This is a genomic window from Glycomyces luteolus (assembly GCF_027622875.1).
Lineage (GTDB): Bacteria > Actinomycetota > Actinomycetes > Mycobacteriales > Micromonosporaceae > Glycomyces > Glycomyces luteolus.
Genome location: NZ_JAPZVP010000002.1, coordinates 66,448 through 92,121, shown reverse-complemented (window position 1 = coordinate 92,121; position 25,674 = coordinate 66,448). Strand labels below are relative to the sequence as shown.

19 protein-coding genes are annotated in these 25,674 nt (G+C 70.3%); 10 read left to right on the top strand and 9 right to left on the bottom strand.

Annotation, left to right across the window (positions count from 1 at the left end; translation table 11 throughout):
* Positions 1 to 74: 74 nt before the first annotated feature.
* Entirely contained in the window at positions 75 to 1,460 is a 1,386-nt protein-coding gene (locus O1R50_RS02425; RefSeq protein ID WP_270108260.1) for an NAD(P)H-quinone dehydrogenase, read from the bottom strand.
* Between the two features lie 61 nt (positions 1,461 to 1,521).
* Between O1R50_RS02425 and O1R50_RS02420 the strand changes: the two genes are divergently transcribed.
* Complete coding sequence (locus O1R50_RS02420) at positions 1,522 to 1,965, top strand: gamma-glutamylcyclotransferase family protein (protein WP_205328058.1); 444 nt, start codon at positions 1,522 to 1,524, stop codon at positions 1,963 to 1,965.
* A 153-nt stretch (positions 1,966 to 2,118) separates the two neighbouring features.
* On the opposite strand, the gene O1R50_RS02415 is transcribed toward O1R50_RS02420, so the two are convergent.
* Together O1R50_RS02415 and O1R50_RS02410 are read right to left on the bottom strand one after the other, a co-directional pair.
* Entirely contained in the window at positions 2,119 to 3,309 is a 1,191-nt protein-coding gene (locus O1R50_RS02415) for an amidohydrolase (RefSeq protein ID WP_270108259.1), read from the bottom strand.
* A 565-nt stretch (positions 3,310 to 3,874) separates the two neighbouring features.
* Positions 3,875 to 5,461, bottom strand: a complete 1,587-nt coding sequence (locus tag O1R50_RS02410) for an acyl-CoA mutase large subunit family protein (protein WP_270108258.1) — start codon at positions 5,459 to 5,461, stop codon at positions 3,875 to 3,877.
* 214 nt (positions 5,462 to 5,675) lie between these two features.
* Here O1R50_RS02410 and O1R50_RS02405 point away from each other — a divergent pair, with 214 nt between their 5' ends.
* Positions 5,676 to 7,730 (top strand): serine/threonine-protein kinase, encoded by a 2,055-nt coding sequence (locus O1R50_RS02405; protein ID WP_270108256.1) that lies wholly within the window; start codon positions 5,676 to 5,678, stop codon positions 7,728 to 7,730.
* 56 nt (positions 7,731 to 7,786) lie between these two features.
* Positions 7,787 to 9,445 (top strand): phospho-sugar mutase, encoded by a 1,659-nt coding sequence (locus O1R50_RS02400; RefSeq protein WP_270108255.1) that lies wholly within the window; start codon positions 7,787 to 7,789, stop codon positions 9,443 to 9,445.
* A gap of 51 nt (positions 9,446 to 9,496) precedes the next feature.
* Here the strand turns inward: O1R50_RS02400 and upp are convergent, their stop codons facing one another.
* Positions 9,497 to 10,129: a uracil phosphoribosyltransferase gene (upp, locus tag O1R50_RS02395; RefSeq protein ID WP_270108254.1), complete on the bottom strand. Its 633-nt coding sequence runs from the start codon at positions 10,127 to 10,129 to the stop codon at positions 9,497 to 9,499.
* Positions 10,130 to 10,254: 125 nt separating this feature from the next.
* Here upp and deoC point away from each other — a divergent pair, with 125 nt between their 5' ends.
* The 6 genes from deoC to O1R50_RS02365 all read left to right on the top strand — a co-directional run bounded on the left by deoC (position 10,255) and on the right by O1R50_RS02365 (position 16,750).
* Entirely contained in the window at positions 10,255 to 11,169 is a 915-nt protein-coding gene (gene deoC, locus O1R50_RS02390; RefSeq protein ID WP_270108253.1) for a deoxyribose-phosphate aldolase, read from the top strand.
* Positions 11,170 to 11,172: 3 nt separating this feature from the next.
* Positions 11,173 to 12,597: an aldehyde dehydrogenase family protein gene (locus O1R50_RS02385; RefSeq protein ID WP_270108252.1), complete on the top strand. Its 1,425-nt coding sequence runs from the start codon at positions 11,173 to 11,175 to the stop codon at positions 12,595 to 12,597.
* Positions 12,590 to 13,465 (top strand): aldehyde dehydrogenase family protein, encoded by an 876-nt coding sequence (locus O1R50_RS02380; protein WP_270108251.1) that lies wholly within the window; start codon positions 12,590 to 12,592, stop codon positions 13,463 to 13,465. The genes O1R50_RS02385 and O1R50_RS02380 overlap by 8 nt, the downstream gene beginning before the upstream one ends.
* Before the next feature lie 128 nt (positions 13,466 to 13,593).
* A complete protein-coding gene (locus tag O1R50_RS02375) occupies positions 13,594 to 14,412 on the top strand; it encodes a hypothetical protein (RefSeq protein ID WP_270108249.1) in 819 nt (272 codons plus the stop codon).
* Between the two features lie 326 nt (positions 14,413 to 14,738).
* On the top strand, positions 14,739 to 16,328 hold the full coding sequence (locus O1R50_RS02370; protein WP_270108248.1) for a hypothetical protein: 1,590 nt from the start codon (positions 14,739 to 14,741) through the stop codon (positions 16,326 to 16,328).
* Positions 16,325 to 16,750: a roadblock/LC7 domain-containing protein gene (locus O1R50_RS02365; RefSeq protein ID WP_228091671.1), complete on the top strand. Its 426-nt coding sequence runs from the start codon at positions 16,325 to 16,327 to the stop codon at positions 16,748 to 16,750. Before O1R50_RS02370 ends, O1R50_RS02365 begins: the two co-directional genes overlap by 4 nt.
* A 56-nt stretch (positions 16,751 to 16,806) precedes the next feature.
* Here O1R50_RS02365 and O1R50_RS02360 read toward each other — a convergent pair whose 3' ends face one another.
* The gene (locus O1R50_RS02360; RefSeq protein WP_270108246.1) at positions 16,807 to 17,658 is read right to left on the bottom strand and encodes a formate/nitrite transporter family protein; all 852 of its coding nucleotides are present in this window, start codon (positions 17,656 to 17,658) and stop codon (positions 16,807 to 16,809) included.
* 563 nt (positions 17,659 to 18,221) lie between these two features.
* On the opposite strand from O1R50_RS02360, the gene O1R50_RS02355 reads away from it, so the two are divergent.
* A complete protein-coding gene (locus tag O1R50_RS02355; protein ID WP_270108245.1) occupies positions 18,222 to 20,003 on the top strand; it encodes an HNH endonuclease signature motif containing protein in 1,782 nt (593 codons plus the stop codon).
* Positions 20,004 to 20,536: 533 nt separating this feature from the next.
* Here the strand turns inward: O1R50_RS02355 and O1R50_RS02350 are convergent.
* The 4 genes from O1R50_RS02350 to O1R50_RS02335 form a co-directional block, all read right to left on the bottom strand.
* On the bottom strand, positions 20,537 to 21,124 hold the full coding sequence (locus O1R50_RS02350) for a GTP-binding protein (RefSeq protein WP_208499596.1): 588 nt from the start codon (positions 21,122 to 21,124) through the stop codon (positions 20,537 to 20,539).
* Between the two features lie 6 nt (positions 21,125 to 21,130).
* The gene (locus O1R50_RS02345) at positions 21,131 to 21,508 is read right to left on the bottom strand and encodes a DUF742 domain-containing protein (RefSeq protein ID WP_091048505.1); all 378 of its coding nucleotides are present in this window, start codon (positions 21,506 to 21,508) and stop codon (positions 21,131 to 21,133) included.
* A 253-nt stretch (positions 21,509 to 21,761) separates the two neighbouring features.
* Positions 21,762 to 22,160, bottom strand: a complete 399-nt coding sequence (locus O1R50_RS02340; RefSeq protein ID WP_030161947.1) for a roadblock/LC7 domain-containing protein — start codon at positions 22,158 to 22,160, stop codon at positions 21,762 to 21,764.
* 45 nt (positions 22,161 to 22,205) lie between these two features.
* A complete protein-coding gene (locus O1R50_RS02335; RefSeq protein ID WP_270108243.1) occupies positions 22,206 to 25,391 on the bottom strand; it encodes a sensor histidine kinase in 3,186 nt (1,061 codons plus the stop codon).
* Between the last annotated feature and the right edge of the window lie 283 nt (positions 25,392 to 25,674).

The following is a 25,674-nucleotide window of genomic DNA, read 5'->3' as shown; positions in this document are numbered from 1 at the left end:
CCCCCTCCCCCCCCCCAGCCCCGGCGGGGGCCCCCCCCCCCGCCCCCGGCCCCCCCCCCTCTGCGCCTGCTCGGTCAGAACTCCATGAGCTGGCGGGCGGCCTCGGCGACCGAGCCCGACAGGGACGGGTAGATCGTGAACGTCCGCGCGACCTGCTCGACCGTGAGCCGCTGCTCCACGGCCAGCGCGATCGGGGTGATGAGTTCGGAGGCGCGGGAGCCGACGACGACGCCGCCGGCGACGATGCCGGAGGAGTTCCAGGCGAAGAGCTTCACGAAGCCTTCGGTGCGGTCGACCATTTTGGCGCGGGGGTTGGAGGCGAAGGGGAGGAGGACGCCGCGGCAGTCGACTTTGCCGGAGTCGACGTCGGCCTGGGTGACGCCGACGGAGGCGAGTTCGGGGTCGGTGAAGACGTTCGCGGCGACGTGGGCGAGTTTGATGGGGCGGACGGCTTCGCCGAGGGCGTGCCAGATGGCGATGCGGCCCTGCATGGCGGCGACGGAGGCGAGGGCGTGGACGCCGGTGACGTCGCCGGCGGCGTAGACGCCGGGGACGTTGGTGCGGGAGACCTTGTCGACGGGGATGAAGCCGCGTTCGTCGACGGTGACGCCGTAGGCGTGGAGGCCGAGGTTGTCGGAGTTGGGGATGGAGCCGACGCAGATGAGGGCGTGGGTGCCTTCGATGACGGTGCCGTCGTCGAGTTCGACTTCGACGCCGTTGTCGGTGCGGCGGGCGGCGGCGGCGCGGGAGTGGTTGCGGACGTCCATGCCGCGGCGGACGAAGACGCGGCCGACGGTTTCGGCGGCTTCGGCGTCTTCGTGGGGCATGACGCGGTCGCGGGAGGAGATGAGGGTGACGTTGGAGCCCATGGCGAGGTAGGCGGAGGCGAATTCGGCGCCGGTGACGCCGGAGCCGACGACGATGAGGTGTTCGGGGAGTTCTTTGAGGTCGTAGAGCTGGCGCCAGGTGAGGATGCGTTCGCCGTCGACGGGGGCGGAGGTGAGGGTGCGGGGGGTGGCGCCGGTGGCGATGAGGATGACGTCGGCGTCGGTGTCGTAGGGGTCGCCTTCGATGGGGACGATGTGGAGTTCGTGGAGGTAGTTGTAGCCCTTGTCGACGCGGAGTGCGCCGCGGCCGTAGACGATGTCGACGCCGGCGTTGACGAGTTTCTGGGCGATGTCGGCGGACTGCTGGGTGGCGAGGCGGCGGACGCGGCCGTTGACGGCGGCGGGGTCGGCGGTGGCTTCTTTGGTGCCGACGCCGAGTTCGCTGGATTCGTGGATCTCGGTGAGGACGGAGGAGGCGGCGATGAAGGTCTTGGAGGGCACGCAGTCGGAGAGGACGCAGGCGCCGCCCGCTCCGGTGGCCTCGATGAGGGTGACGTCGGCGCCGAGTTGGGCCGCTACGAGGGCGGCTTCGTACCCGGCCGGGCCTCCGCCGATGATCGCTACTCGTGCCACGGTGCGCCTTTCGGTGTTCGGGATGCTTCAGTGCGGGCTGGTTTAAGGGTATCTTCGAGTCGTGCATCTCTATGCCGCGTATGGCTCGAATCTCGACCCTGCCCGAATGCGCGCCACTTGCCCGCGGTCGCCGCTGGTGGGGACTGGCTGGTTGGAAGGCTGGCGCCTGACCTTCGGCAATGCCGACCTGGGCTCGGAGACGGCGGTGGCCACGGTGGTGGAGTCGCCGGGCGAGCGGGTGTTCGTGGCGCTCTACGACCTGGATCCGGCGGACCGGCAGGTCCTCGACGAGCTCGAGGGGTTGAACTCGGGGCTGTATCGGAAGATGCATACGCAGGCGGCGACGCTGGAGGCGAACCGGCCGGTGTGGCTGTACGTGTTCGAGGGTTTCGAGGGCGGGCTGCCGAGCCAGTGGTATCTGGACGAGATCATGCGCGCGGCCGAGGCGGCGGGTGCGCCGCAGGATTATGTGGAGGCGCTGCGGAAGCGGCCGACCGCCGAGTAGCGCTGTCTTACCCGGTCGGAGCCGTCGCACCCGGCGGGTACGTCGGGTAACGGGGTGCCTTCGGATGCCCGTCTTGCCGGGACGCTCCGTTCATGTTCGTGGTACGCCGTCGGGGGAGCCGCTTCGCGGCTCCCCCGATCGGTCTGCGCTGCTTCAGAAGGCGGGGCTGGCGGCCGCGGCGAGGACGGTGTGGGTCATGACGCGGATGCCGTGGGCGAGGGCGGTCTCGTCGATGTCGAAGTTGCCCTGGTGGATGTCGAGGTGCTCGCCGGGGCGGCCGACGCCGAGGCGGGCCATCGCGCCGGGGACCTGCTCGAGGTAGTACGCGAAGTCCTCGCCGCCCATGGACATCGGGGCTTCGGCGACGGCTTCGTCGCCGAGCGCGGCGGCGGTGGCGCCGGCGAACATCGCGGAGGCGAGGCGGTCGTTGACGACCGGCGGGACGCCGCGGCGGTAGTCGATCTCGCATTCGACGCCGGAGGCGCGGGCGACCGAGCGGGTCACCTCCTGCACGAGGTCGGGGATCATGTCCCAGGTCTCGCGGCCGTGCACGCGGACCGTAGCGCGCGCGAGGGCCTCCTGCGGGATCGCGTTCGCGGCCTCGCCGGCCTGGACCGCGCCGAAGACGATCGCGACGGACTGGCGCGGGTCCAGGCGGCGGGTCACGAGCGCGGGCACGTCGACGACGACACGCCCGATGGCGTTGACGAGGTCGGAGGTCAGGTGCGGGCGGGAGGTGTGGCCGCCGCGGCCGGTCATGCGGACTTCCATGACGTCGCACGCGGCCGTCAGGGGCCCGTTGCGGACGGCGATCTTCCCGGCCTGGAACTGCGGGTCGCAGTGGAACGCGAAGATCGCGGCGACGTCCTGCAGCGCCCCGTACTTGATCATCGTGGGCGCGCCGGACGGGAACTGCTCCTCGGACGGCTGGAACACGAGCCGGAAGCGGCCCGGTAGGCCTTCGAGCCGTTCGAGTTCGGCGAGGACCCGGCCGAGGCCGATGAGCATCGCGGTGTGGGCGTCGTGGCCGCAGGCGTGGGTGACGCCGGGGACGGTGGAGCGGTACGGGACCTGCTTCGGGTCCTGGATCGGCAGCGCGTCCATGTCGGCGCGGATGGCGATCACGCGGTCGCCGGTGCCGATGTCGCAGGTGAGTCCGGTGCCGTCGGGGATGAGCTGCGGGTCGAGACCGGCTTCGGCGAGGCGCGCGGCCACGAAGTCCGCGGTGTCGTGCTCCTGGCGGGACAGGCGCGGGTTCGCGTGGATGTGGCGGCGGGCCGCGATGATCTCGCCCGTGTGGGCGGCCAGCCAGCCGTCCAGGAACTCGGGCAGCGACGTGGACATGGCCTGCTCCTCAGCGGCGTTGCCGGAACTGTCGAACGAGGGAAGGGCACCGGGTACCACGAGACACGACTCGGGCGCGATCGCGCTCGGGCGAGGCTCATTGGATGTTGTGGCGATACCCATCTCGACGACTTTCTCCGCAGTGAGCGTAAACATTCCTTCGCGCCTCGCAATTCGCGTTCGAGGATCAAAGCCAATGGAGGGCGATCCGGCAAGCTTAATCCGATCGCGCTCCGTTGCGGCCAGCGCCGTGATGAGCGACGCCCGGCTGCCGCCTCCCTGCCAGCCCCCTCGGCGGCGCTTGCGAGCCGCGAGTCGGCTGAGCCGTTACTGGTCCCCGAGCCAGTGGTGACGGTTGCACGACATGCGGTCACGACTCTTGAGGCGTACCCGCTGTCATGAGGCATAACGCTTGCCGAGCCGATAAGTTACGGCCGAGATCCGATTTTCATACAGAACACGGACGCGCATTTCTGGCCTTCGCGCGTCCGCCGACCAGTGTTTCCCCGGATCGGGAATTCGGCGACAGACGCATTGTGCGCTTCGACTGCGGGTATTGGGGCGGTCACCAATTGTCGGTCGGTACGTACCGTCCCCATTCGGCGGCGAGTGCGGTGCAGACTTCGCCGACGGTGGCGCCGGCGGCGAGCGCGGTCTTGAGCGGGTAGAGGATGTTGTCGGTGCCGGCGGCGGCGGCCGTGACGGCGGCGAGCGCGGTCTCGAGGGCGGCGGCGTCGCGGGCGGCGCGGTGGGCGGTGAGGCGCGCGACCTGGGCGGCTTCGATGGCCGGGTCCACTTTGAGCGGCTTGTAGGGCGCTTCGTCGCCGTTCAGGGTGTAGGCGTTGACGCCGACGACAATCTGCTCGCCGGAGTCGATGCGTTTGGCGGTCTCGTAGGCGCTGCGTTCGATCTCGCTCTTCTGGAAGCCCGCTTCGATGGCGGCGACGGCGGAGCCGTGGGCGAAGACCGCGTCGATGAGGCGGAGCGCTTCGGCTTCGACGGCGTCGGTGAGGGCTTCGACGGCGTAGGAGCCGGCGAAGGGGTCGACGGTGGCGGTGAGGTCGGTCTCGTTCGCGATGACCTGCTGGGTGCGGAGGGCGAGGCGGGCGGAGTTGTCGGTGGGGAGGGCGATGGCCTCGTCGTAGGCGTTGGTGTGGAGGGACTGGGTGCCGCCGAGGACGGCGGCGAGGGCTTGGACGGTGACGCGGGCGAGGTTCACTTCGGGCTGCTGGGCGGTGAGTTCGACGCCGGCGGTCTGGGTGTGGAAGCGGAGCTTCATCGAGCGGGGGTCTTTGGCGCCGAAGCGGTCGCGCATGATGCGGGCCCAGAGGCGGCGGGCGGCCCGGAACTTGGCGACTTCGGAGAGGATCGTGGAGCGGGCGACGAAGAAGAAGGAGAGGCGGGGGGCGACGGCGTCGACGTCGAGTCCGGCGTCGATGGCGCAGTTGACGTATTCGATGCCGTCGGCGAGGGTGAACGCGAGCTCCTGCGCGGCGGTGGCGCCGGCCTCGGCCATGTGGTAGCCGGAGATGGAGATCGTGTTCCATTGCGGCAGTTCGGCGGCGCAGTACGCGAAGGTGTCGGCGACGAGGCGGAGGCTGGGCGCGGGCGGGAAGATGTAGGTGCCGCGCGCGATGTACTCCTTGAGGATGTCGTTCTGGATGGTGCCGCGCAGGGAGCGCGGGTCGGCGCCCTGCTCTTCGGCGACGAGCTGGTAGAGCAGGAGGAGGACGGCGGCGGGGGCGTTGATGGTCATCGAGGTGGAGACCTCGTCGAGGGGGATGCCTCCGAAGAGGACGCGCATGTCGGCGATGGAGTCGACGGCGACGCCGACCTTGCCGACCTCGCCGGCGGCTTCGGGCGCGTCGGAGTCGTAGCCCATCTGGGTGGGCAGGTCGAAGGCGACGGAGAGCCCGGTGGTGCCGGCCTCGAGGAGGTCGCGGTAGCGGCGGTTGGACTCCGCGGCGGTGGCGAACCCGGCGTACTGGCGCATCGTCCAGGGCTTGGAGGTGTACATGGAGGGGTGGACGCCGCGCGTGTAGGGGAAGGAACCGGGTTCGCCGAGTCGGTCCGGGAGGTCCGCCGAGGCGTCTTCGGGTCCGTAGACGGGCCGGATCTCGATTCCGTCGCGGCCTTGCGGTGACGACTGCATGGCTGCCATCCTAGGGGTTGTACTGCGCCTTCGGGAAGCTCCGATCCGTTCCCGGGGGCGTTGCCGCGCCCGAGGCCGCCCGCCCCTTACGGCACGCTCGCTACTGGTTACGCAAACAGCCTCGGCGAAGCTAGCGAGCCGTAAATGGGCCCGGTACCGACCGGTCGGCCCGGACACGGCAGACTAGTGGGGATCCCTCGCGAGGAGTGACCGAATGACGTACTCATCTGACTACGGTCGCGGTGGTCCCGGAGCATATGAGGACCCCCGCCCCGGCGCGGTACCGCCCCCTCGGTACTCCCCTGACCCCCAAGAGCCCCAAGGGTTCTCTGGTGGCTCTTATGGTGCATCGTACGGAGCGGAGCTCGGCGGCGCCGACCCGCACCCCTCGTTCGGGGCAAGGTTCACCGGGTCGGATCCGTACCGCTCGGGCCAGGCGTCCGGGCCGGATGCGGGGCGGGAGCCGTACGGCCAGTCGAACCCCGGTTTCGGGCAGTCGAATCCCCCGTACGGGCAGTCGAACCCCGGCTTCAACCGCGACGCGTACGGCGGCGACTCGTACGGGGACTCCTCGTACCGGCACAGCTCCTCGTACGGCAACTACGGGAACCTCGGCCAGAGCTTCGCCGTCGGCGGCGAGCGCGCCCCCGGCGGGCCGGCGCGCACCGGCAACCGGGCCGGGCCCGGCGACCTCGTCGCCGACCGCTACCAGCTCGTGGACCTGGTCGGCAAGGGCGGCAACGGGTCCGTGTGGCGCGCCCAGGACATGGTGCTGCGCCGCGAGGTAGCCCTCAAAGAGGTGTTCCTGCCGCCGGACCTGCCCGCGCCCGAACGCGTGCAGCTCATCGACCGGTCCCGCCGCGAAGCGCAGATCGCCGCGGCGCTGTCGCACCCGTCGATCATCCGGATCTTCGACGTCGTCGAGCACGCCGGGCTGCCGTGGATCGTCATGGAGCTCTTGCAGGCCCGCAGCCTGGCCGAGATCCTGACGCAGGACGGGCCGCTCGCGCCGCGCGTCGCCGCGAAGATCGGCCTCGCGCTGGTCGGGGCGCTGCAGGCCGCGCACGACGCGGGGATCATCCACCGCGACATCAAGCCCGGGAACGTGCTCATCTCCACCGACGGGCGCTGCGTCCTCTCCGACTTCGGTGCGGCGCAGCAGCATCAGGTCTCGGGCGGCACCACGCCCGGGAAGGTCCTCGGCTCGGCGCACTACATCGCGCCCGAGCGGGCCGTCGGGCACCCGGCCGAACCCGCCAGCGACGTGTTCAGCCTCGGCGTGACCCTGTACGCGGCCGTCGAGGGCCGCCCGCCGTTCGACCGCGGCGACGCCGTCTCTACCATGCGCGCGGTCGTGCAGGAGCCGCCCGAGAGCCCGCGCCACGCCGGGCCCCTCACGCCGCTCATCGGCGGGATGCTCGCGAAGGACCCGCAGCAGCGCGCGCCGCTGCCGCAGGTGCGGCAGGAGCTCCAGTCGCTGCTGGCCGGGCCGCTCGGCACGGGCGGGATCCCGCAGCAGTCGCCGCCGTTCCAGCAGCAGGCCGCCTACCAGGACGTGTCGCCGCCGCGCACCGGCCCGCGTCCGAACGTCCGCGAACGCGAACCCGAGCCGGAACCGGCCGGGAACGTGTGGAAGTCCACTTCGGTCATCGTCATCTGCGTGCTGCTCGCGCTCGTCCTCGGCTGGGGCGCCTACAAGCTCCTGCTCGGCGACACCGGCGGCGGCGGGGACCCGGGCGCGTCCGAGAGCACCGGGGAGGAGTCCGCCGGCGAGGGCGGCGAATCCGAAGGCGAGGGCGAAGGCGACGGCGGCGAGGGCCCGGCGTTCGAGACCGAGACCCACGAAGGCGACGGCTTCACCGCGAACTACCCCGCGGACTGGGCCGCGGGCGAGACCGGCGACGACTTCGTGTCGTACTACAACCCCGACGACCAGACCCAGTGGGTGCGGTTCTACTTCGGCTCCGACAAAGGCGCCGACGGCACCGAGGACCACCTGAGCACGTACTGGGACGGCCTGCCCAGCGAGATGGAGAACCTCGAGCAGGTCCGGCTCGAGGACGCCGCGTTCGGCGGCATGGACGGCACCGTCCTCGAGTACACCGGCACCAACCTCGACGAGACCGGCGCCGACCGGCACTCGATCTGGGCGCTCGTCGACGCGGGCGACGGCACCACGTTCGGCGTGTTCGTCTCCGGCGACGCCGATGCATGGGACCTATCACAGCAGGTGTACAACGAGGCCGTGGCGTCGTTCACGACCGGCTGAGGCCACACCGTCCGCAACAGGTGCCTCCCGTCATGCGCGTATGCGACGATTTCCGCATGACCGAGGAGATGAACCTGGATGCGCTGCGCACCGATGTGCTGCAGTGGATCACCGACGACCCTGACAAGACCTCCCGGGACGAGCTGTACCGGCTGCTCGACGGCCTGCCCGCGACGGCCCCCGAGCTCGCCGACCGCTTCGCCGGGCGCCTCAAGTTCGGCACCGCGGGCCTGCGCGGCCCGCTGCGCGCCGGACCGAACGGCATGAACCTCGCCGTCGTGCGCGCCGCCGCCGCTGGCCTCGCGAACTGGCTCGACGCCAAAGGCGCGGAAGGGCCCGTGGTCATCGGCTACGACGCCCGCCACGGCAGCCGCGCCTTCGCCGCCGAGACCGCGCGCGTCGTCACCGGCTCCGGCCGCCGCGCCCTCGTCATGCCCGGGACGCTCCCGACGCCCGTGACCGCCTACGCCGTCACGAAACTCGACGCCGCGGCCGCCGTCCAGGTGACCGCCAGCCACAACCCGCCGCAGGACAACGGGTACAAGGTCTACCTCGGCCGCGAACTCGGCGGCGACCTCGGCGCGGGCGCGCAGATCGTCCCGCCCGCCGACACCGAGATCGAAGCCGCGATCGAAGCGCTCGGGCCGCTCTCCGAGATCCCCCTCGGCGACGAAGGCGAGACCCTCGACGAGTCCATCGTGGACGAATACTTGGCGGCGGTCGCCACCGTCGTCGACCCCGACGACCCCAAGCGCCTCGCGTCCGTCGCCACCCCGATGCACGGCGTCGGCGGCGCCACCCTGGTCAAAGCCATGGAGCGGGCCGGATTCCCCGCCCCGACCCTCGTCGCCGAACAGGCTGAACCCGACGCCGACTTCCCCACCGTCGCCTTCCCCAACCCGGAAGAGCCCGGCGCGATCGACCTGCTCAAAGCCCTCGCGATCGAAGAGGGCGCCGACGTGGCGCTCGCCCTCGACCCCGACGCCGACCGCTGCTCCGTCGCCGTCCCCACCGGCGACGGCTCCTGGCGCCAGCTCAGCGGCAACGAAGTGGGCGTGCTCCTCGCCGACCACTGGATGCGCAAGGGCCGCAAGGGCACCTACGCGACCACCATCGTCTCCACCACGCAGCTCAAGGCGATGTGCGAGCGGCGCGGCTTCGGCTACATGGAGACCCTCACCGGCTTCAAATGGCTGGCCCGCACCAACGCCGACCTCGCGTTCGCGTTCGAAGAGGCCCTCGGCTACTGCGTCGCCCCGGAGTTCCTGCGCGACAAGGACGGCATCTCCGCCTCCCTCGTCGTCAGCGAGATCGCGGCCGGGCAGGCCGCCCGGATGGCGACCCTCCAGGACCGCCTCGACGAGCTCGCCGAGGAGTTCGGCGTCTACGAGACCGGCCAGCTCTCGGTGCGGGTGGACGACCTCAGCGAGATCGACGCGTGCATGAAGCGCCTGCGGGCCCACCAGCCCACGTCGCTCCTCGACGAGCCCGTCACCGAATACCTCGACCGGCTCCCCGACGCCGACGTGGTCACCGTGACCACCGCCAACGCCCGCGTCGTCTGCCGCCCCAGCGGCACCGAGCCGAAACTGAAGGCGTACCTGGAGGTCCGCGAGGACGTCGGCGGCGACCTCGCCGCCGCCCGCGAACGCGCCCGCGCCAGCGTGGAGGCCTTGAAGGCCGAGATCGCCGCGGTCCTCGGCGTCCCGCACTAGACGCGCACGCGACAGGGGCCCGGCTGTTCCAGCCGGGCCCCTGTCGCGTTGCTAGAAGCGGCGGTAGGCGCCGAACTGGCGGTCGCCCGCGTCGCCCAGGCCGGGGACGATGTAGGCCTTGCCGTTGAGCTCGGGGTCGACCGCGGCGGTCGTCATCTTCATGGCGATGCCCGAGGCGTCGAGCTTCGCGAGCCCGGCGGGCGCGCACAGGACCGAGATCAGGTCGATGTCGGTGCAGCCGCGCGAGGCGATCATCTCGCAGCAGCGCAGCAGCGAACCGCCGGTGGCGACCATCGGGTCCAGGACGATGACATGGCGGCCGGCCAGGTCGTCGGGCAGGGACTCCATGTAGGCGTACGGCTCATGGGTCTCCTCGTCGCGGGCCAGGCCCACAAAGCCCATCGAGGCGTCGGGGATCATCGCCTGCGCCGCGTCGGCCATGCCGAGCCCGGCGCGCAGCACCGGGACGAGCAGCGGAGGGTTCCCGAGCCGGAACCCCTTGGCTGGCGCCACGGGGGTCCTGATCTCGTATTCGGTCACGGCCACGTCGCGCGTGGCCTCGTAGACGAGCATTGTTGTGAGCTCGTGCAGGGCAGCCCGGAACCTTGGCGAGTCCGAGCGCTCGTCCCGCATGGCGGTAAGCCGTTCTGCGGCGAGCGGGTGTTCGACGATCTTGACATCCACGGTTCCCAACCTTAACGCCCAGTTCGCCGCGCTAATGTGAGCTGGTCACCACAGTCTGAGCCGAACACGCGGCGAAGCTTGCGAGCCGCGCGTGCGTACAGCCAGGATACGGATATCATCCAGTCATGGGATCAATTTTGAGCGGCGCCGAGGCCGCCTCCCTCGTCCGCGCCCTCCCCGGCGTCGACGCGGTAGGCCTCGAAGCGCGCGCGGCGGGGCTCGCCACCCGCTCGGTCAAGGCCGAGTCGAAGGCGAAAGCCATCGATCTCGCCATCAGCATGATCGACCTCACCACGCTGGAAGGCGCCGATACGCCCGGGAAGGTCCGGTCGCTCGCCGCCAAGGCGCTCCGTCCCGACGGCGACGCGCCCTCGACCGCGGCCGTCTGCGTCTACCCCTCGATGGTGTCCGTCGCCGCCGAGGCCCTCAAAGGCTCCGCGGTGAAGGTCGCCTCCGTGGCCACCGGGTTCCCCGCCGGGCAGGTGCCCCTCGACGTGCGGCTCGCCGACACCGAAGCGGCGGTGCGCGCCGGAGCCGACGAGATCGACATGGTCATCAGCCGCGGCGCGTTCCTCGCCGGTGACCTCGAACGGGTCTTCCACGAGATCAAGGCCGTCAAAGCCGCCAGCGGCGACGCCCGCCTCAAGGTCATCCTCGAGACCGGCGAGCTCGTCACCTACGACGACGTGCGCCGCGCCTCCTGGCTCGCCATGTACGCCGGGGCCGACTTCATCAAGACCTCCACCGGCAAGGTGGGCGTGAACGCCACCCTCCCGGTGACGCTGCTGATGCTGCAGGCCGTGCGCGACTACCGGGCGCTCACGGGCGTCCAGGTCGGCGTCAAGCCCGCGGGCGGCATCCGGGGCACCAAGGACGCCATCAAATACCTGGTGTGCGTCAACGAGGTCCTCGGCGACGACTGGCTCTCCAGCGAGTGGTTCCGCTTCGGCGCCTCGAGCCTCCTCAACGACCTGCTCATGCAGCGCCAGAAGCTCAAGACCGGCCACTACTCCGGCCCCGACTACGTGACGGTGGACTAAGCGATGTTCGAGTACGCGCCCGCACCCGAGTCGGTGCGGCCCCAGATCAAAGAGCACTACGGGCTGTTCGTCGACGGGGAGTTCACCGACGCCGCCGACGGCGCCGACTTCAAATCCGTGAACCCCTCCACTGAGGAGGTCCTGTTCACCGTGGCCGAGGCCGGCGAGGCCGACGTCCAGGCCGCCGTCGCCGCCGCCCGCCGCGCGCAGGAGACCGTGTGGGGCCCCATGAGCGGCGCGGAGCGGGGCAAGTACCTGTTCCGGATCGCCCGGCTGCTGCAGGAGAAGGCCCGCGAGTTCGCCGTCGCCGAGTCCCTCGACAACGGCAAGCCCATCAAGGAGACCCGCGACTTCGACGTGCCCACCGCGGCGCAGCACTTCTTCTACCACGCGGGCTGGGCCGACAAACTCGCCTACGCGGGCCTCGGCGCCGACCCGAGGCCGCTCGGCGTCATCGGCCAGGTCATCCCCTGGAACTTCCCGCTGCTCATGCTCGCCTGGAAGATCGCCCCGGCGCTCGCGTGCGGGAACACGGCGGTGCTCAAGCCCGCCGAGACCACGCCGCTGACCGCGCTCATGTTCGCCGAGCTGTGCCAGGAGGCCGACCTGCCGCCCGGCGTCGTCAACATCCTCCCGGGTGCGGGCGGGACGGGCGCGGCGCTCGTGGCCAGCGCCGTGGACAAGGTCGCGTTCACCGGGTCCACCGCGGTGGGCCGGGCGATCGCGAAGTCCATCGCGGGCTCGAAGAAGAAGCTCACTCTGGAACTGGGCGGCAAGGCCGCGAACATCGTCTTCGACGACGCGCCGATCGACCAGGCCGTCGAAGGCATCGTCAACGGCATCTTCTTCAACCAGGGGCACGTGTGCTGCGCCGGTTCGCGCCTCCTCGTGCAGGAGTCGGTGGCGGACGAGGTGCTGGCGCGGTTGAAGGCCCGCGTCGAGACCCTGCGCGTGGGCGACCCGCTCGACAAGAACACCGACATCGGCGCGATCAACTCCGCTGAGCAGCTCGAGCGGATCACCGCGCTCACCGACACCGGCAGAGGCGAGGGCGCCGAGGTCTGGCAGCCCGACTGCGACCTCCCCGACCGCGGGTTCTGGTTCCGCCCCACCGTGTTCACCGGCGTGCAGCAGTCCATGCGGATCGCCAAGGAGGAGATCTTCGGCCCGGTGCTCAGCGTGCTCACGTTCCGCACCCCGGACGAGGCGATCGCCAAGGCCAACAACACCCCGTACGGCCTCTCGGCCGGGGTGTGGACGGAGAAGGGCTCCAAGATCCTGTGGGCGGCCGAGCGGCTGCGCGCGGGCGTGGTGTGGGCCAACACGTTCAACCAGTTCGACGCCGCCAGCCCGTTCGGCGGCCTGAAGGAGTCCGGTTACGGCCGCGAAGGCGGCCGCCAGGGGCTGGAGGCCTACCTCGATGTCTGATCGACTGCGGGTCAAGAAGACCTACAAGCTGTACGTGGGCGGGAAGTTCCCCCGCTCGGAGTCCGGAAGGAGCTACCCCGTGAGCAGCCCGGACGGGACCGAGCTGGCCAACGCCGCGCTCGCCAGCCGCAAGGACGGCCGCGACGCCGTGGCCGCCGCCCGCAAGGCGCAGCGGCCGTGGGCGGGCCAGACCGCTTACCTGCGCGGCCAGATCCTGTACCGGGCCGCCGAGATGCTCGAAGGCCGCGCCGGGCAGTTCGCCGAAGAGGTCGCCGAAGCCACTGGGGCGGAACCGGATGCGGCCCTCGGGACCGTGGAGTCCGCGATCGACCGGCTCGTGCACTACGCGGGCTGGACCGACAAGTACACGTCCGTGCTCGGCGGGGCCAACCCGGTCGCGGGCCCGTACTTCAACCACACGACGCCCGAGCCGCTCGGCGTCATCTGCGTGATCGCTCCGCAGGACGACCCGTTCCTGGGCCTCATCGAGGCCGTCGCCCCCGCGATCGCCGCCGGCAATACCGCGGTGGTGCTCGCCAGCGAGACGAAGCCCCTGCCCGCGTTGAGCTTCGGTGAAGTGCTCGCCACCTCGGACCTGCCCGGCGGGGTGGTGAACGTGCTCAGCGGCAGGGCCGCCGAGATCGCGCCGCACCTGGCCGCGCACGCCGACGTCAACGGGATCGACCTGAGCGGCGTCGCCGACGCCGAACTGGCGGCGAGCCTGGAAGCCGCGGCAGCCGAGACCCTGAAGGTGGTCCGCCGCCCCGGAAGGCAGCTCGATTCCCTCGGACTGCTGCGGCAGTGGACCGAGTACAAGACCGTATGGCACCCGGCCGGGATGGCCGCGGCCGCCGGAGGCGGTTACTAGCACCGTGCGAAGGGCCCCGCTCGTCATGAGCGGGGCCTTCCTATTTGAACGGACCTACCGGGTACGACCGGGCGTGTCGCGTCGTCGTACGCTGTTCCCCAGCTAGATCACTACGGGAGGGACGCGACATGGCGGCCGAAACGGACGGGCCGGTGCGCAGCGCCGAAACCGACAAGCTCTGGAACGAGTTGAGTATCGACCCGGTGGAACTCCACCTGGGCAAGGACTCCGGCTTCACCCTGCGCGCGTACCGGATGTCCGACACCCTCCCCGGTGCGAAGGCCGAGGGGCCCGAGCCCGCCGAGGACGAGGAAGCCGAAGCGGAAGCGCCGCGCGGCAAGCACGCCGAGGAAGCCGAGGCCGCTCCCGAGGACGAAGACGCCCCTGAGCCCGACGCGGCCGACTTCGCCGACGAGGAGCCCGCGGCCGACGACGACGAGGACGCCCTCGACGCCGAGCCCGAAGAGGTCCCGGCCTTCCTGACCCGCAAGGGGAAGCTGCTGGTCTTCCGCGAGGCCGAAGCGCTCGTCGCGTACGTCAAGGACAACGACGACCACGACCTCGCCGCGCTCGAGGAGTACGCCGAGTTGCAGGAGCGCCTCAGCGTCGACGACATCGCGTGTGACGAAGACGACACCTACGAACTGGACCTGGTGGTCGCCAACCTCCGCGGCGGCCAGGACGCCTGGGAGCCCGAGCTGCTCATCAAGGCCGCCGAAGTCGGCCGCGACCTCGGATACGCGCTCAAGAACGACTCGATCGTGGGCTCGCTCGCCCCCGGCTCGCCGCTCGACGACCTCGACGAGGCCTTCCGGGTCGTCGTCGACGGCGGCCTGCGCGGCAAACTCGCCAAGCGCCGCTTGAAGAGGAGCGACTCGCAGCAGGCGGCCATCGCCTGGCGCGGCGTCATCGCCAAGATCAACGACCACGTGGAATGGCGCGGTTAGAGCGCCGCTCCCCTATCGGCCGAACAGCCCATGCGGACTCATACTCCGAGTCCGATTACTCGCGCCGCCGCGGCTCCGCGCGGCGGCGCCGCCGCGCACTCCAGCGTTATTCCACAAGGGAATCCCCTGGTGGGCACCGTCAAGGAATTGACGCAATTGCGTAGTATGACCTTCCATCCCTTCGTGAACCCGCACTGTCCGTCCGCTTGCAGAACCGAGTATTCTGCGGAAAACTGATAACGGACTGGTAAATACAGGCTGGGCTGCTGCCCCGCCGACAGGGGCCGGCGCCCGTCCGGGTGCGCCCTACGAGAGGAGCCCCGCGGGTGCAAGTGTTCTGCGGCATCACCATCGACCAGCAGGTAGCAGGAGCCGGACAAGGCGACACCGCCTGCGCCGTCGCGCTCGTCGCGGCGGGAGGCGGCCTCATCGCCACCGACACCTTCGGCGACGACCCCCGCGGCTGGGTCCGCCTCAACAGCCTCCTCGCGCGATCGGCGCCCGGGCAATCCGTCTCGGTGGCCGTCTCCGAGGAGATAGTCCAGCTGGCCGAGTTCGCCGCAGCCGCCGGACAGCTCGTCATCCGCGCCGCCAGTCCGGCCTCCCGCTCCAAGGACGCCCTCGACGACGCCATCGCCATGGCCCGCGGCCTCGCCACCGGCGAGGTCAGCGGCCAGCCGTTCGCCGCGCGCCCTGAGATCCACGCTCTGCGCCCGATCCTCGACACCGTGGCCTCGGCCGCCAGAGCGCGTCACGACGCGGCAGAGGCGCTCACATGCCTGCTGCGCGCGGTCTTCCCCGCCGCGCTGGCCGCCTGGGACGACCCGAGCGAGGCGAACGCCGTCGCAATCCTCACCCGGCTCCCCCAGCCCGGTGCGCTCCAGTCGATCTCGACCGAAGAGCTCGCCGCGGACCTCGCCACGGTCGCCGACCCGGGCCAGGTCGCGGCGATGGCCGGGGCCCTGACCGAGGCGATCCGCGAGATCGGCGGCGGGGACGACCCGTCAGTCGCCCCGTCCGTCTCCGCCACCGCCGACGCCGTCTCCGCCTGGGACCGCTCGCTCGAAGGCCTCATCGGGCTGCTGCAGGCCAAGCGCCCGCGCCTCGACACCGCCCCGCCCCCGCCGGCCGCGTACGACGACGACGAGGACCGCGGGTCCGGCCGCCACGGCCACGGCACCCACACCACCGTCCGCCTCCCCGGCGACCTCCCCGACCGACAGAGCCTCCGCGCGCTCGACCCGGCCTCGCAGCTGCACTCGGTCGTGGACCTCGAAGCGACGCAGGTGATCCCCGAATCGCAGATGCCGCCAGTCGACGGCGAGAGCCACACCCGCTCGATCCGCAGGCGCCGCCGGGCCCAGCCCGCCGAACTGCCGCAATCGGATCTCCCGCTGCCGTCCGAGCGGACTTCGCCGAACCTGCGCCCGGCGCTGGCCGACGCGTTCCAGTCCGAGAGCATGCGCCAGCCGGAGCCGGAGTCGCGCCGCCACCCGTGGCAGCCCAGGGACGACGTCAGCATCGTCGACGTCGCGAGCCTCATGAACGACGACGACGGCCTGCTCATCCTCGGCCAGGCCCGCAGCGCCTGGTTCAAGCGACCCGAAAGCGAAGAGCCCGAACCGGAGTCGTGGAACCTCCCCGGCGACGACGGCTGGCGCATGGCCCGTCACGTCACCGAGGCCCCCGAGACCGAGGAGCCGACCACGCCCACCGGGCTGCCGCGACGCAAGCCGCAGGCGAACCTGGTGCCCGGCGCGGTCGTCGCCGACGAGCACCCGCGCTTCGACGAGCCGATCGACCGCGACCCCGAGCTCCTGGCGCAGAACACCGCCGGTTACTTCAAAGGCTGGGGCCGCGCCCGGGGCGGCCGCCCCGGTGCGGGCGCCAGGACGGAGAGGATGGCGACCCGATGAGCGCCAATCTCGGCGTCTACGAGCGATCCCTGAGCATGCTCCTCGGCTCGCTCGTGGCCCGCACCCCCGGCCTCTCCCACGCGGTCCTCGTCAGCGTCGACGGCCTGCCCCTGGCGGTCTCAGCCGGGCTCCCCAAAGAGCGCGCGGACCAGTTGGCGGGCATCGGATCCGGCCTCCTCTCGATGGGCGAGGGCGCGGGCCGGTCCATGGACCACGGACCGACCCAGCAGGTCATCGTCGAGATGGCCGAGGGCGTGCTTCTCGCCGCCCCCGTCGGCCCCCAGATCTGCCTCACCCTCCTCGCGGTCTCCCAGTGCGACCGCGAGCAGCTCGGCTACGAGCTCGGCCAGTTCACGATGCAGGTGGGCCCCTTGCTCAACGAGGCCCTGACGAACACGGGCTCGATCCCCAAGGTCGTCTGAGACAACCGGAACGGGCCCCGAGGCGATCGCCTCGGGGCCCGTCTTCGTTGCGCTGACTACTCGGCGGCGACCTTCTCCCGCGGGGCGGGGACGGTGACCGGGCGGGTGCGGGTGGAGCCGGTGCGGGCGTGGGTGGCGTAGAGGGTGAGGCCGACGAAGGTGAGGCCGCCGACGAGGTTGCCGATGACCGTGGGGATCTCGTTCCAGATCAGGTAGTCGCCGATGGAGAAGTTCCCGCCGAGGAGGAGGCCGGCCGGGAACAGGAACATGTTGACGATCGAGTGCTCGAAGCCCATGTAGAAGAACACGAGCACCGGCATCCACATGCCGATGACCTTGCCGGGCACGGAGGTCGACATCATCGCGGCGACCACGCCGGTGGAGACCATCCAGTTGCAGAGCACGCCGCGGATGAACAGGGTGAGCATCCCGGCGGCGCCGTGCTCGGCGTAGCCGACGGTGCGGCTCTCGCCGATGACGCCGAGCTGCTGGCCGATCTCGTTGGGCTCCACGGAGAAGCCGTAGGTGACGATGACGGCCATCATGAGGGCGACGGTGAACGCTCCCGCGAAGTTGCCGACGAACACCAGGCCCCAGTTGCGGAGCACGCCGCGCAGGCGCACGCCGGGGCGCTTGTCGATGAGCGCCAGCGGGACCAGGGTGAACACGCCGGTGAGGAGGTCGAATCCGAGCAGGTAGAGCATGCAGAACCCGACCGGGAACAAGAGGGCGCCGAGGAGCGGCTGGCCCGTGTTCACCGAGATCGTGACCGCGAACGCGGCGGCCAGGGCGAGGATCGCGCCGGCCATGAAGGCGCGGAGCACCGTGTCGCGGGTCGACATGAAGATCTTCGCCTCGCCGGCGTCGATCATCCGCGCGGTGAACTCCGCCGGTTTCACATAGGACATGGGCGCTCCTCGGGGATCGGACCTTGGTGTGCCGGGGACGACCTCGGCCCCTTGACCGGGTGGAGTCTCCCGAATCCGGATTTCCGCCGCATGAACGACTCACGTTCGGCATGTCACAAACAGTGCACCGCTGGCGATCTGGAGTTCGTGACACTGCCGTGAAGATCGGGTTTCCATTGGCGCCCTTGTTTGGCGGGCTGCTGCGGTGTGGGGGTAGGACTCAGAGCGGGCGGCGACGAAGCGGTGGCGGGTTGGGCGGGGACTCGATTCGGCTGCGAGGTCTGATTCGTGCGGGGTTCAAGCAGGCAGCGACAAAGGGGCGTATTCCTTTGGGGTGTGTCATGCGACTGGCTGGCAGCGCGGAGGTGGAGCGGCGGAGGTCCGAGCTTCTCCCGGCTTGTCCTGCGCCCCAGGCGGTCTGGAGGCCTCCGTGAATGTCCCTCATGGAATGTTCACTCCTTTGGGTGATGACGCCAAGCAGCCGACCTGTCATCATTGAACTACGAACACGGAAGCGAAAACCGGTAGGACATTCGAGAACAGGAAGGGAGGCGAAAGGACCCATGAGCCGCTGCACCACCACCCCGGTCCCCGTCCCTCCCCTGGCCTCCGACCGGCCCGCCCAGGCAGCGGCTATCCGCTCCACTCTCGACGAGGCCGCCGCCGCCATCAACACCCAGCACGCCCAGGTGCTCTCGGCAGTGATCGCGATGAAAGAGCAGAACCTGCACCGCTCCGAGTTCGGCTTCTCCGCCCTCCGCGACCTCCTGGTCTCCCAGTTCGACTTCACGTTCAACACCGCAGGCGCCATCGCGGCCATCGCCCGCCTCTCGGGGAAGTTCCGTGTGCTCGCCGAGGCGGCGACGACCGGGAAAGCCAGAATCGACCAGGTCGCCTTCGCGGTCCGCCAGCTCGACCAGACCACGGCCATGCGCCACTTCGCCCGCACCCCCTTCAAGAACCCAGTCCCCTCCCCCTTCGACCCCCAGACTCTGTGCACCACCCCCGAGGCGATGGTCACCGAGTACTGCGCGCATGCCACCTTCAAGGACCTGCGCCGCCACCTCGACGAACTGTGGGCCTCCATCGCCGAAGCGACCGAGCTGTTCGACGAGCTCGGGCAGCAGTCCATGCAGCGCCTCGACCTGACCCCGCAGCACAACGGCATGTGGGCCTTGGAAGGCCAACTCTCAGACGCGACCGGGCGGCTGCTGGAGAAGTACCTCAAGACCGCCTGCCCCCCGCCCCGCCAAGACGAGACCGACACCGACGGCATCCTGCCCCCGCAAGCCAACCGCCACGCCGAAGCCCTCCACCAGCTCCTCGCCGGCTACGGCGCCTCCCCGCAGGCATCGACCCGGCACGGCCACACCGCCACCCTCAACCTGGTGGTGGACATCGAGACGCTGCAAGGCCACGACACCGGCCGCACCCCGCTCCTGGAAGGCCAGCCGATCAGTCCCGCCCGCGCCCGCCTCCTCGCCTGCGAAGCCGCCATCATCCCCGCCGTCTTCAACTACCGCACCGGCGAAGCAGTCGAACTGGGCCGCGCCGAGCGCCTCCCGAACGCGGCCCTGCGACGGAAGCTGGAGCTCGAGCAGCCCGACGGGTGCGCCTGGCACGGGTGCGGGCGCCCGGTTGCTTGGACCGAGGCCCACCACCTCCAGCACTGGGCCGACGGCGGACCCACCGTCGCTGAGAACCTGATCCTGCTCTGCCGCTTCCACCACGGCCGCATCCACACCCCCGGCTGGACGATCGAGAAGACCGGCCCCGGCACCGCGGTCATCACCCACCACGACAGCCACGACACCCAGACCGGTCCAAGCCAGGGCGGCCAGGGCCCCAGCGAAGGGGATGGGTGCGGGTGCAGTGACTGGCGCACCGACAAGGACATGGACGCCGAGCACCGAGATGACGACTTCGACTACTTCCCGACCGGGCTCTACCGCACCGAATGGTCCGAGACACTGAAACCCGACCTCGACGCCCTCGCCGAAGCCATCGACCACGACCGAGCCGTGAAAGCCATGCGAGCGGCGAAAGCGAAATGCCGAGAAACGTACGGCACGCCGACACCCCCGGCCGGACCGGCAGTCCCCGGCGGCCCTCCGCCCTGGTTAGGGTGCCCGCCACGGTGGCAGCCGGGGCGGGGAAGGGAAGGCACACCACCGGCCTGCCGAGGCCAGCCCCCCAGCTCGAACCCCCACCAGGTTCGGGCCTACCGCCATGCCCGGCAACGACAACCCACCCCAGCCCACACCCACCCGCCGCCCACCCAGACCCTGAACCGGCCGGGAAGCCAGAGACGAACCCGATCCCCTTCCCCGCCCTGTCGTCGCTGATTGGTTGAGCCCGGACCCGAGCCGGCCGGGAAGCCAGAGGCGAACCCGATCCCCTTCCCCGCCCTGTCGTCGCTGATTGTTTGAGCCCGGACCCGAGCCGACCGGGAAGCCGGAGACGAACCCGACCTCATACCCCACCCTGTCGTCGCTGATTGGTTGAGCCCGGACCTGAGCCAGCCGGAGGCCAGAGACGCGCCCGATCCCCTTCCCCGCCCTGTTATCGCTGATTGGTTGAGCCGCAGGCACCATCGCACCGGGAAGCCGCAGCGCCTCGCAGAGCCTGCGCGAACCTCGCCGTCGCTGCCCGCCTGAACTGCGACCGAATCGAACCGGTCTGCCGGAATGCCGCTTCGAAGAGCACTGGACCTCGTTGTCGCCGCCCGACCGAACCCGGATTCGATCAGGCCGTGAGGGGGCCGTCCTTCTTCAAGGCAAACGAAAGGACCCAAGGCGTAAAGCCTTGGGCCCCTTCGAAGCATGGTCCAGGGAGATGGGTCAGCCTAGACAGTCGTCGTGCGTCCGCCTGTGGGCGACTAGTGGACGCCGACGGTGCGGGTGCGGCGCATCGAGAGCACGTATTCCACGAGCTTGATGAGCACCTGCTTGGTGGACTCCCGGTTACGGGCGTCCGTGTACATCACGGGGACGTCGTGCGAGATCTGCAGCGCGTCGCGGATGTCGTTGAGGTCGTGGAGCTGCTTGCCGTCGAAGCAGTTCACGGCCACCAGGTAGGGCAGCTTCCGGTGCTCGAAGAAGTCGATGACCGAGAAGCAGTCGGCAAGGCGGCGGGTGTCGACGAGGACGATGGCGCCGATCGCACCGCGCACGAGTTCGTCCCACATGAACCAGAAACGGGTCTGGCCGGGCGTGCCGAACAGGTACAGGATCAGGTCCTGGTCGATGGTGATACGGCCGAAGTCCATCGCCACCGTAGTGGTCGCCTTGTCGGGCACCAGGTTGTTGTCGTCGACGCCCTCCGAGGCAGAGGTCATGATCGCCTCGGTCGTCAACGGAGTGATCTCGGAGACCGATCCGACCAAGGTCGTCTTGCCGACGCCGAAGCCGCCGGCGATGACGATCTTGGCAGAGGTCACGCGAGAGGTGTCTGCGGGTGAGTTCATGTGGGTCTATAGCCTCCTGAGTCCACTGAGGACACGCTCAAGGAGCTCGGTTCCGACCGATCCGTCGCCGCCGTCCGCGTCGAATCCGGTGGGTTCGTGCACTGCCAGCAATCCATCGGCCGCCATGTCGGCGACCAGCACGCGCGCGACGCCCAAGGGCACCTCCATGCGCGCGGCGATCTCGGCCAGGGACTGGAGGCGCCCGCCGCACAGGTCGACGATCACCTTCTGCTCCCGGCCGCCGAGGAACTGCCCGGACCGGCCGCGCGCAGTGGTCTCCACCAGCGCTTCCAGGGCGATCTCCAATTGGGGCCGCGTGCGGCCGCGAGTGACCGCGTACGGTCTGACGAGTGAGCCGGTCGGCTCATCACCACCGAGGACCATTACTACCTCCAACCGCAGCGCGCGGATCCCACAATCCTTGTGCCGCAGTCATGTCAGTTATCCGTGTACCGCGTGCCAGGGGAGGCACCGGCCCGTCGCCTGGGGATGCGACGGAGGGGTTCGATTGTTCAGTTCGTCCCACTCGTGCTGGTGCACATGTACGGCTCCGCAAGCGATCGCCGTGGCTTCCGCTCGAGTGGAGCCTACCGTGCCGCACGTGCATTCGCCAATCGCGCCCGAGCAGCCCCACGAATCAGCTTCGGGCCGACGGCGTCAGGGCCTGGCCGACCCGGTCGACCAGCAGGGCCATCTCGTAGCCGACCTGGCCGACGTCGCAGTTCTTCGAGGCCAGCACCGCGAACGAGGAGCCGTCGCTGATGGACATGAGGAACAGGAAGCCGCGGTCCATCTCGACCACCGTCTGGAGGACGGCGCCGCCTTCGAAGCAGCGGGAGGCGCCCTGGGTGAGGCTCACCAGACCCGAGGTCACGGCCGACAGCTGGTCGGCCCGGTCCCGCGGCAGGTCCCGCGAGGAGGCCAGCAGCAGACCGTCGGCGCTGACCGCGACGGCGTGGGCCACGCCCGGCACGCGTTCGGCGAAGCCGGCCAGCAGCCAGCCCAGGTCCTGGACCGAGGTTCCACCAGTGCTCATCGTTTGCGCTCCTTAGTAGCGTCTTCCGTGTTGCGGTTCAGCGACTCAGTTACCGTCATTGCCACGCCCTCGCTGCACCCCACGGTGATAGGCCGACAGCAGGCCCCGAATGCCCTCGGGGTTGCGCTTCTGCGCGCTGACGGTCTCCTGTGATTCCTCCACGGCCCCGGGAACCAGGCGTTCCATGGGGCGGCGCTTGGGAAGTCCCACCGAGGTCGTCTCGGCGGAGACGGTCTCGGCGAAGGCGTTGTCCACCCGCGACCAGCCGTCGTCGGCGGCCGTGCGCCAGGCGTAGGAGCCCGACTCGGCTTCGGGGGAGGTGAGGCGGCGTCGTTCCAAGCCCGGAGCGGACGAGTGTTCGTCGGCGGGCGTGCTCTGCATGGGCGTCGAGCCTTCCGTGGGCTGCGGAGGGGTGGGCGATGCCGCCTCCCAAGCCTGGGCGGGGGACTCGGCCGCTTCTGACTGGTCAGCGTAGCGCGGCGAGGTAGTCTCCGCCACCTCTGCAGGTGCCGCCTCCGTCGTACGGAAGGACGATTCGTTGCCGCCCTGGACGGGAGACTCGGTCGCGGCTCCGAGTGCGGGCGCGTCGTCCTCGACCTTCTTGGGCGCGGGGGTCACCGCCTTGAACCAGGCCGATTCGACCTCGCGGAAGATCGGCAGCTCGGTGGTGGCGTCCAAGGCGGACACGCGGTCCTTCTTGGCGGCGCGGGGGGCCTCCGTGCCGGCGGGCGCGGCGGCCGCGTCGGGCCACGACGGCGGGACCGGCTCCGGCTCGGGCGTGAACGCCTCGAGCTGGATCTTCGGCAGCGCGACGTGCTCGGAGGAGACGATCTCCCCGGTCACTTCCATGACCTTGCCGCCGGGGCGGCGCTCCTCGGCGAGGCCGCCGGGCCGGAACATGAAGCCCGGCTCCTCCTCGGCCGCGGGCGGGAACGGGTGGGACGTCTGGGCCGTGTTGCGCTGCAGCGTGTGCTCGCCGGTCAGCGGCTCGGCGGGCTGCGGGGGCACCGGCGGGCGGGACGGCTGCTGCGGGGCGCTCGGCTGCCACATCGGCTGCGACTGCGGCTGCGGCGGGGGCGGCGACTGGGGGCCCGGCTGGGCGACCGTGTCGAACAGGCCCGCGGGGCTCTCCGGGACCTGCGGCAGCGCACCGGAGTTCATGCCGAGCGCGCCGCGGGGCGTGTCGTCGCGGCCCTGCAGGGAGAACGTGTCGCCGCCGCCGTCGAAGTTGGTGCCTTCCAACGGGACCCCGGAGCGGAGGCCGCGCTCGGGGAGCTTCGGGTCGGTGAGGACCGCTTCGCCCAGGATGACCTCGGCGACGGTGCCGCGCTGCTCGCCGGGGCGCAGCTCGACGCGGACGTCGTGCCGCTTGGCGAGGCGCGCGACCACGACCAGGCCCATCATGCGCGAGGACGCGAGGTCGATGGCGTCGGCCGACTCGGAGAGCTGGCGGTTGATGTCCTCGATCTGCCCGGGGGGCATGCCGATGCCGATGTCGTTGATGCGCACGCGGATCGCACCCTGCGGGCTCTCGGCGGTGCGCATCTGCTCGGCCTCGACGAGCACCGGGGACTCCGGCGGGGAGAACGCTGTCGCGTTGTCCATGAGCTCGGCGATGAGGTGCACGAGGTCGTTGACCGCGGCCGGGCGGATCTCCCGCTCGGCCTCGAGGTTGCCGAACTCGATGCGGGTGTACTGCTCGACCTCGGACTGCGCGGCCTGCAGGATGTCGCCGATCGGCGCCGGGTAGCGCTCCTGGCGGGTGGAGTCCGCGCCGGCGAGCACCAGGAGGTTCTCGTCGTTGCGGCGCATGCGGGTCGCGAGGTGGTCGAGCTGGAACAGCTCGGCCAGGCGGTCCGGGTTCTCCTCGCCGCGCTCCAGGTGGTCGAGGTGGCCGATGAGCCGGTCGACGAGGTTCTGGGAGCGGCGGGCCAGGTTGATGAACATCTGGGAGACGTTGGCGCGCAGGGCGGCCTGCTCGGCCGCGATGCGGATCGCCTCGGTGTGGACGATGTTGAACGAGTGCGCCACGTTGCCGATCTCGTCGCGCTGGTCGATGTCGATCACCGCGCCGGTCTCGGCCGCGACCTCGTCGGGGGTCCGGTTGCCGATCGTCTCGGCGTCGCGCATCTGCGCCACCGCCTGCGGCAGGCTGACGTGCGCGACGTCGAGCGCGCCCTCGCGGAGGCGGCGCAGACCGGTCGCCATGTTCCGGGCGATGAGCAGGGCGATCACGGTCGCGATCACGAAGGCCGCCAGGATGAGCACGGCTTCGAGCAGCAGCTGGAAGATCTGCGCGTCGCGGTCGCGGCCGGCCTTGTCGAGCACCTGCTCGGACTCGGAGTTGATGTACCTGAGGCCGTTGTCGAGGATCGCGTCGTAGGAGGCGATGATCTCGGCGTTGACGTTGAGCGCCGTGGTGGTGCTCGCGGACTTCGCCTCGTTCTCGAACGCCAGGGCCTGCTGGGCCGCCTCGGTGTTCAGGCCGCCCTCGCTGAAGAAGAACGCGAGCTGCTCTTCGCGGTTGGCGACGGTCTTGAACTCGGCCGAGGCCGTCTCGCGGAGCGAGGCGAACGAGATGAAGTTCTGCCAGCGCGTGTTGTTGATGAACTCGCGGCCGTTGCCGACGTTGATGGCGATCGCGCGCTCTTCCTCGAGGGTCTCGAGGATGGTGGTGGCGGCGGCGATGGCCTGGAGGTTCCGGGCGATGTCGGGGTCGTTGACGATGCGCGAGGAGATGTCGGTGATGGTCACCAGTTCTTCGACGAGGCGCTGGTAGACGCGGGAGGTGGCGTCGATGGAGGCCTGTCCGGCGTCGTCGACGGCCTGCTGGCGGATCGCGATGAGGCTCTCGTACTGGGTCTTGACCGCGTTGACGCGGTTCTGGATGTCCTGGGAGAGGTCGGGGAGCTGCCCGGCCTTCTCGTTGAACTGGTCGAAGGCGGCGTCGGTGTCGCCCTGCTGGGCGGCGACGTCGGACTCGTCGTAGAGGGCCTTGTCGATGCCGAGGACGTGGTCGTCGTCGAGGCGGAGGTGGGTGACGAGGAGGGATCGCTCCTTCTGGAGCTCGTACCGGAGGTCGGCGACGTAGGTGTTGAACTCGACGAGGTCCACCATGTCGTTCGACTCGAACACGCGGTCGGAGAGGTCGTAGAGGCGGAGGCCGGCGACGGCCACCAGGACTACGAGCGGCACCAGGAGGATCAGTCCCAGCTTGGACCGGATTCGCATGTCGGCGATGCGGGGCAGGCCGAGCGGTCCTCGTCGAGCCGCTGAACCCGCACGGTTCGAGCTGCGCTTGCTCACCTTGTCTAGCCTCCTGGGGTGGTCCTCTGTGTCAGACCGAAGGGCCCGGGCCGGGCGGGATCGGTCTCGGGCCGACGTGTCGAGTCGGCTGCCGTCCTGCCGCCGGGGCGGCGGGGGCGGCATGTGAAGCCCAGCAGATTCCATCATGACGAATGAGGGCGGCGAAATCCAGGGGCGTACTGGAGTACTGAAGACGCCCGCGTATGCC

Coding starts and splice junctions, on each gene's coding strand:
- O1R50_RS02415 (WP_270108259.1), bottom strand. CDS start 3,309: ATGTCCACGTCGCTGCCCGAGTTCCTGGACGGCTGGCTGGCCGCCCAC.
- O1R50_RS02410 (WP_270108258.1), bottom strand. CDS start 5,461: ATGCAGTCGTCACCGCAAGGCCGCGACGGAATCGAGATCCGGCCCGTC.
- O1R50_RS02405 (WP_270108256.1), top strand. CDS start 5,676: ATGACGTACTCATCTGACTACGGTCGCGGTGGTCCCGGAGCATATGAG.
- O1R50_RS02400 (WP_270108255.1), top strand. CDS start 7,787: ATGACCGAGGAGATGAACCTGGATGCGCTGCGCACCGATGTGCTGCAG.
- deoC (WP_270108253.1), top strand. CDS start 10,255: ATGGGATCAATTTTGAGCGGCGCCGAGGCCGCCTCCCTCGTCCGCGCC.
- O1R50_RS02385 (WP_270108252.1), top strand. CDS start 11,173: ATGTTCGAGTACGCGCCCGCACCCGAGTCGGTGCGGCCCCAGATCAAA.
- O1R50_RS02380 (WP_270108251.1), top strand. CDS start 12,590: ATGTCTGATCGACTGCGGGTCAAGAAGACCTACAAGCTGTACGTGGGC.
- O1R50_RS02375 (WP_270108249.1), top strand. CDS start 13,594: ATGGCGGCCGAAACGGACGGGCCGGTGCGCAGCGCCGAAACCGACAAG.
- O1R50_RS02365 (WP_228091671.1), top strand. CDS start 16,325: ATGAGCGCCAATCTCGGCGTCTACGAGCGATCCCTGAGCATGCTCCTC.
- O1R50_RS02360 (WP_270108246.1), bottom strand. CDS start 17,658: ATGTCCTATGTGAAACCGGCGGAGTTCACCGCGCGGATGATCGACGCC.
- O1R50_RS02355 (WP_270108245.1), top strand. CDS start 18,222: ATGAGCCGCTGCACCACCACCCCGGTCCCCGTCCCTCCCCTGGCCTCC.
- O1R50_RS02350 (WP_208499596.1), bottom strand. CDS start 21,124: ATGAACTCACCCGCAGACACCTCTCGCGTGACCTCTGCCAAGATCGTC.
- O1R50_RS02345 (WP_091048505.1), bottom strand. CDS start 21,508: ATGGTCCTCGGTGGTGATGAGCCGACCGGCTCACTCGTCAGACCGTAC.
- O1R50_RS02340 (WP_030161947.1), bottom strand. CDS start 22,160: ATGAGCACTGGTGGAACCTCGGTCCAGGACCTGGGCTGGCTGCTGGCC.
- O1R50_RS02335 (WP_270108243.1), bottom strand. CDS start 25,391: ATGCGAATCCGGTCCAAGCTGGGACTGATCCTCCTGGTGCCGCTCGTA.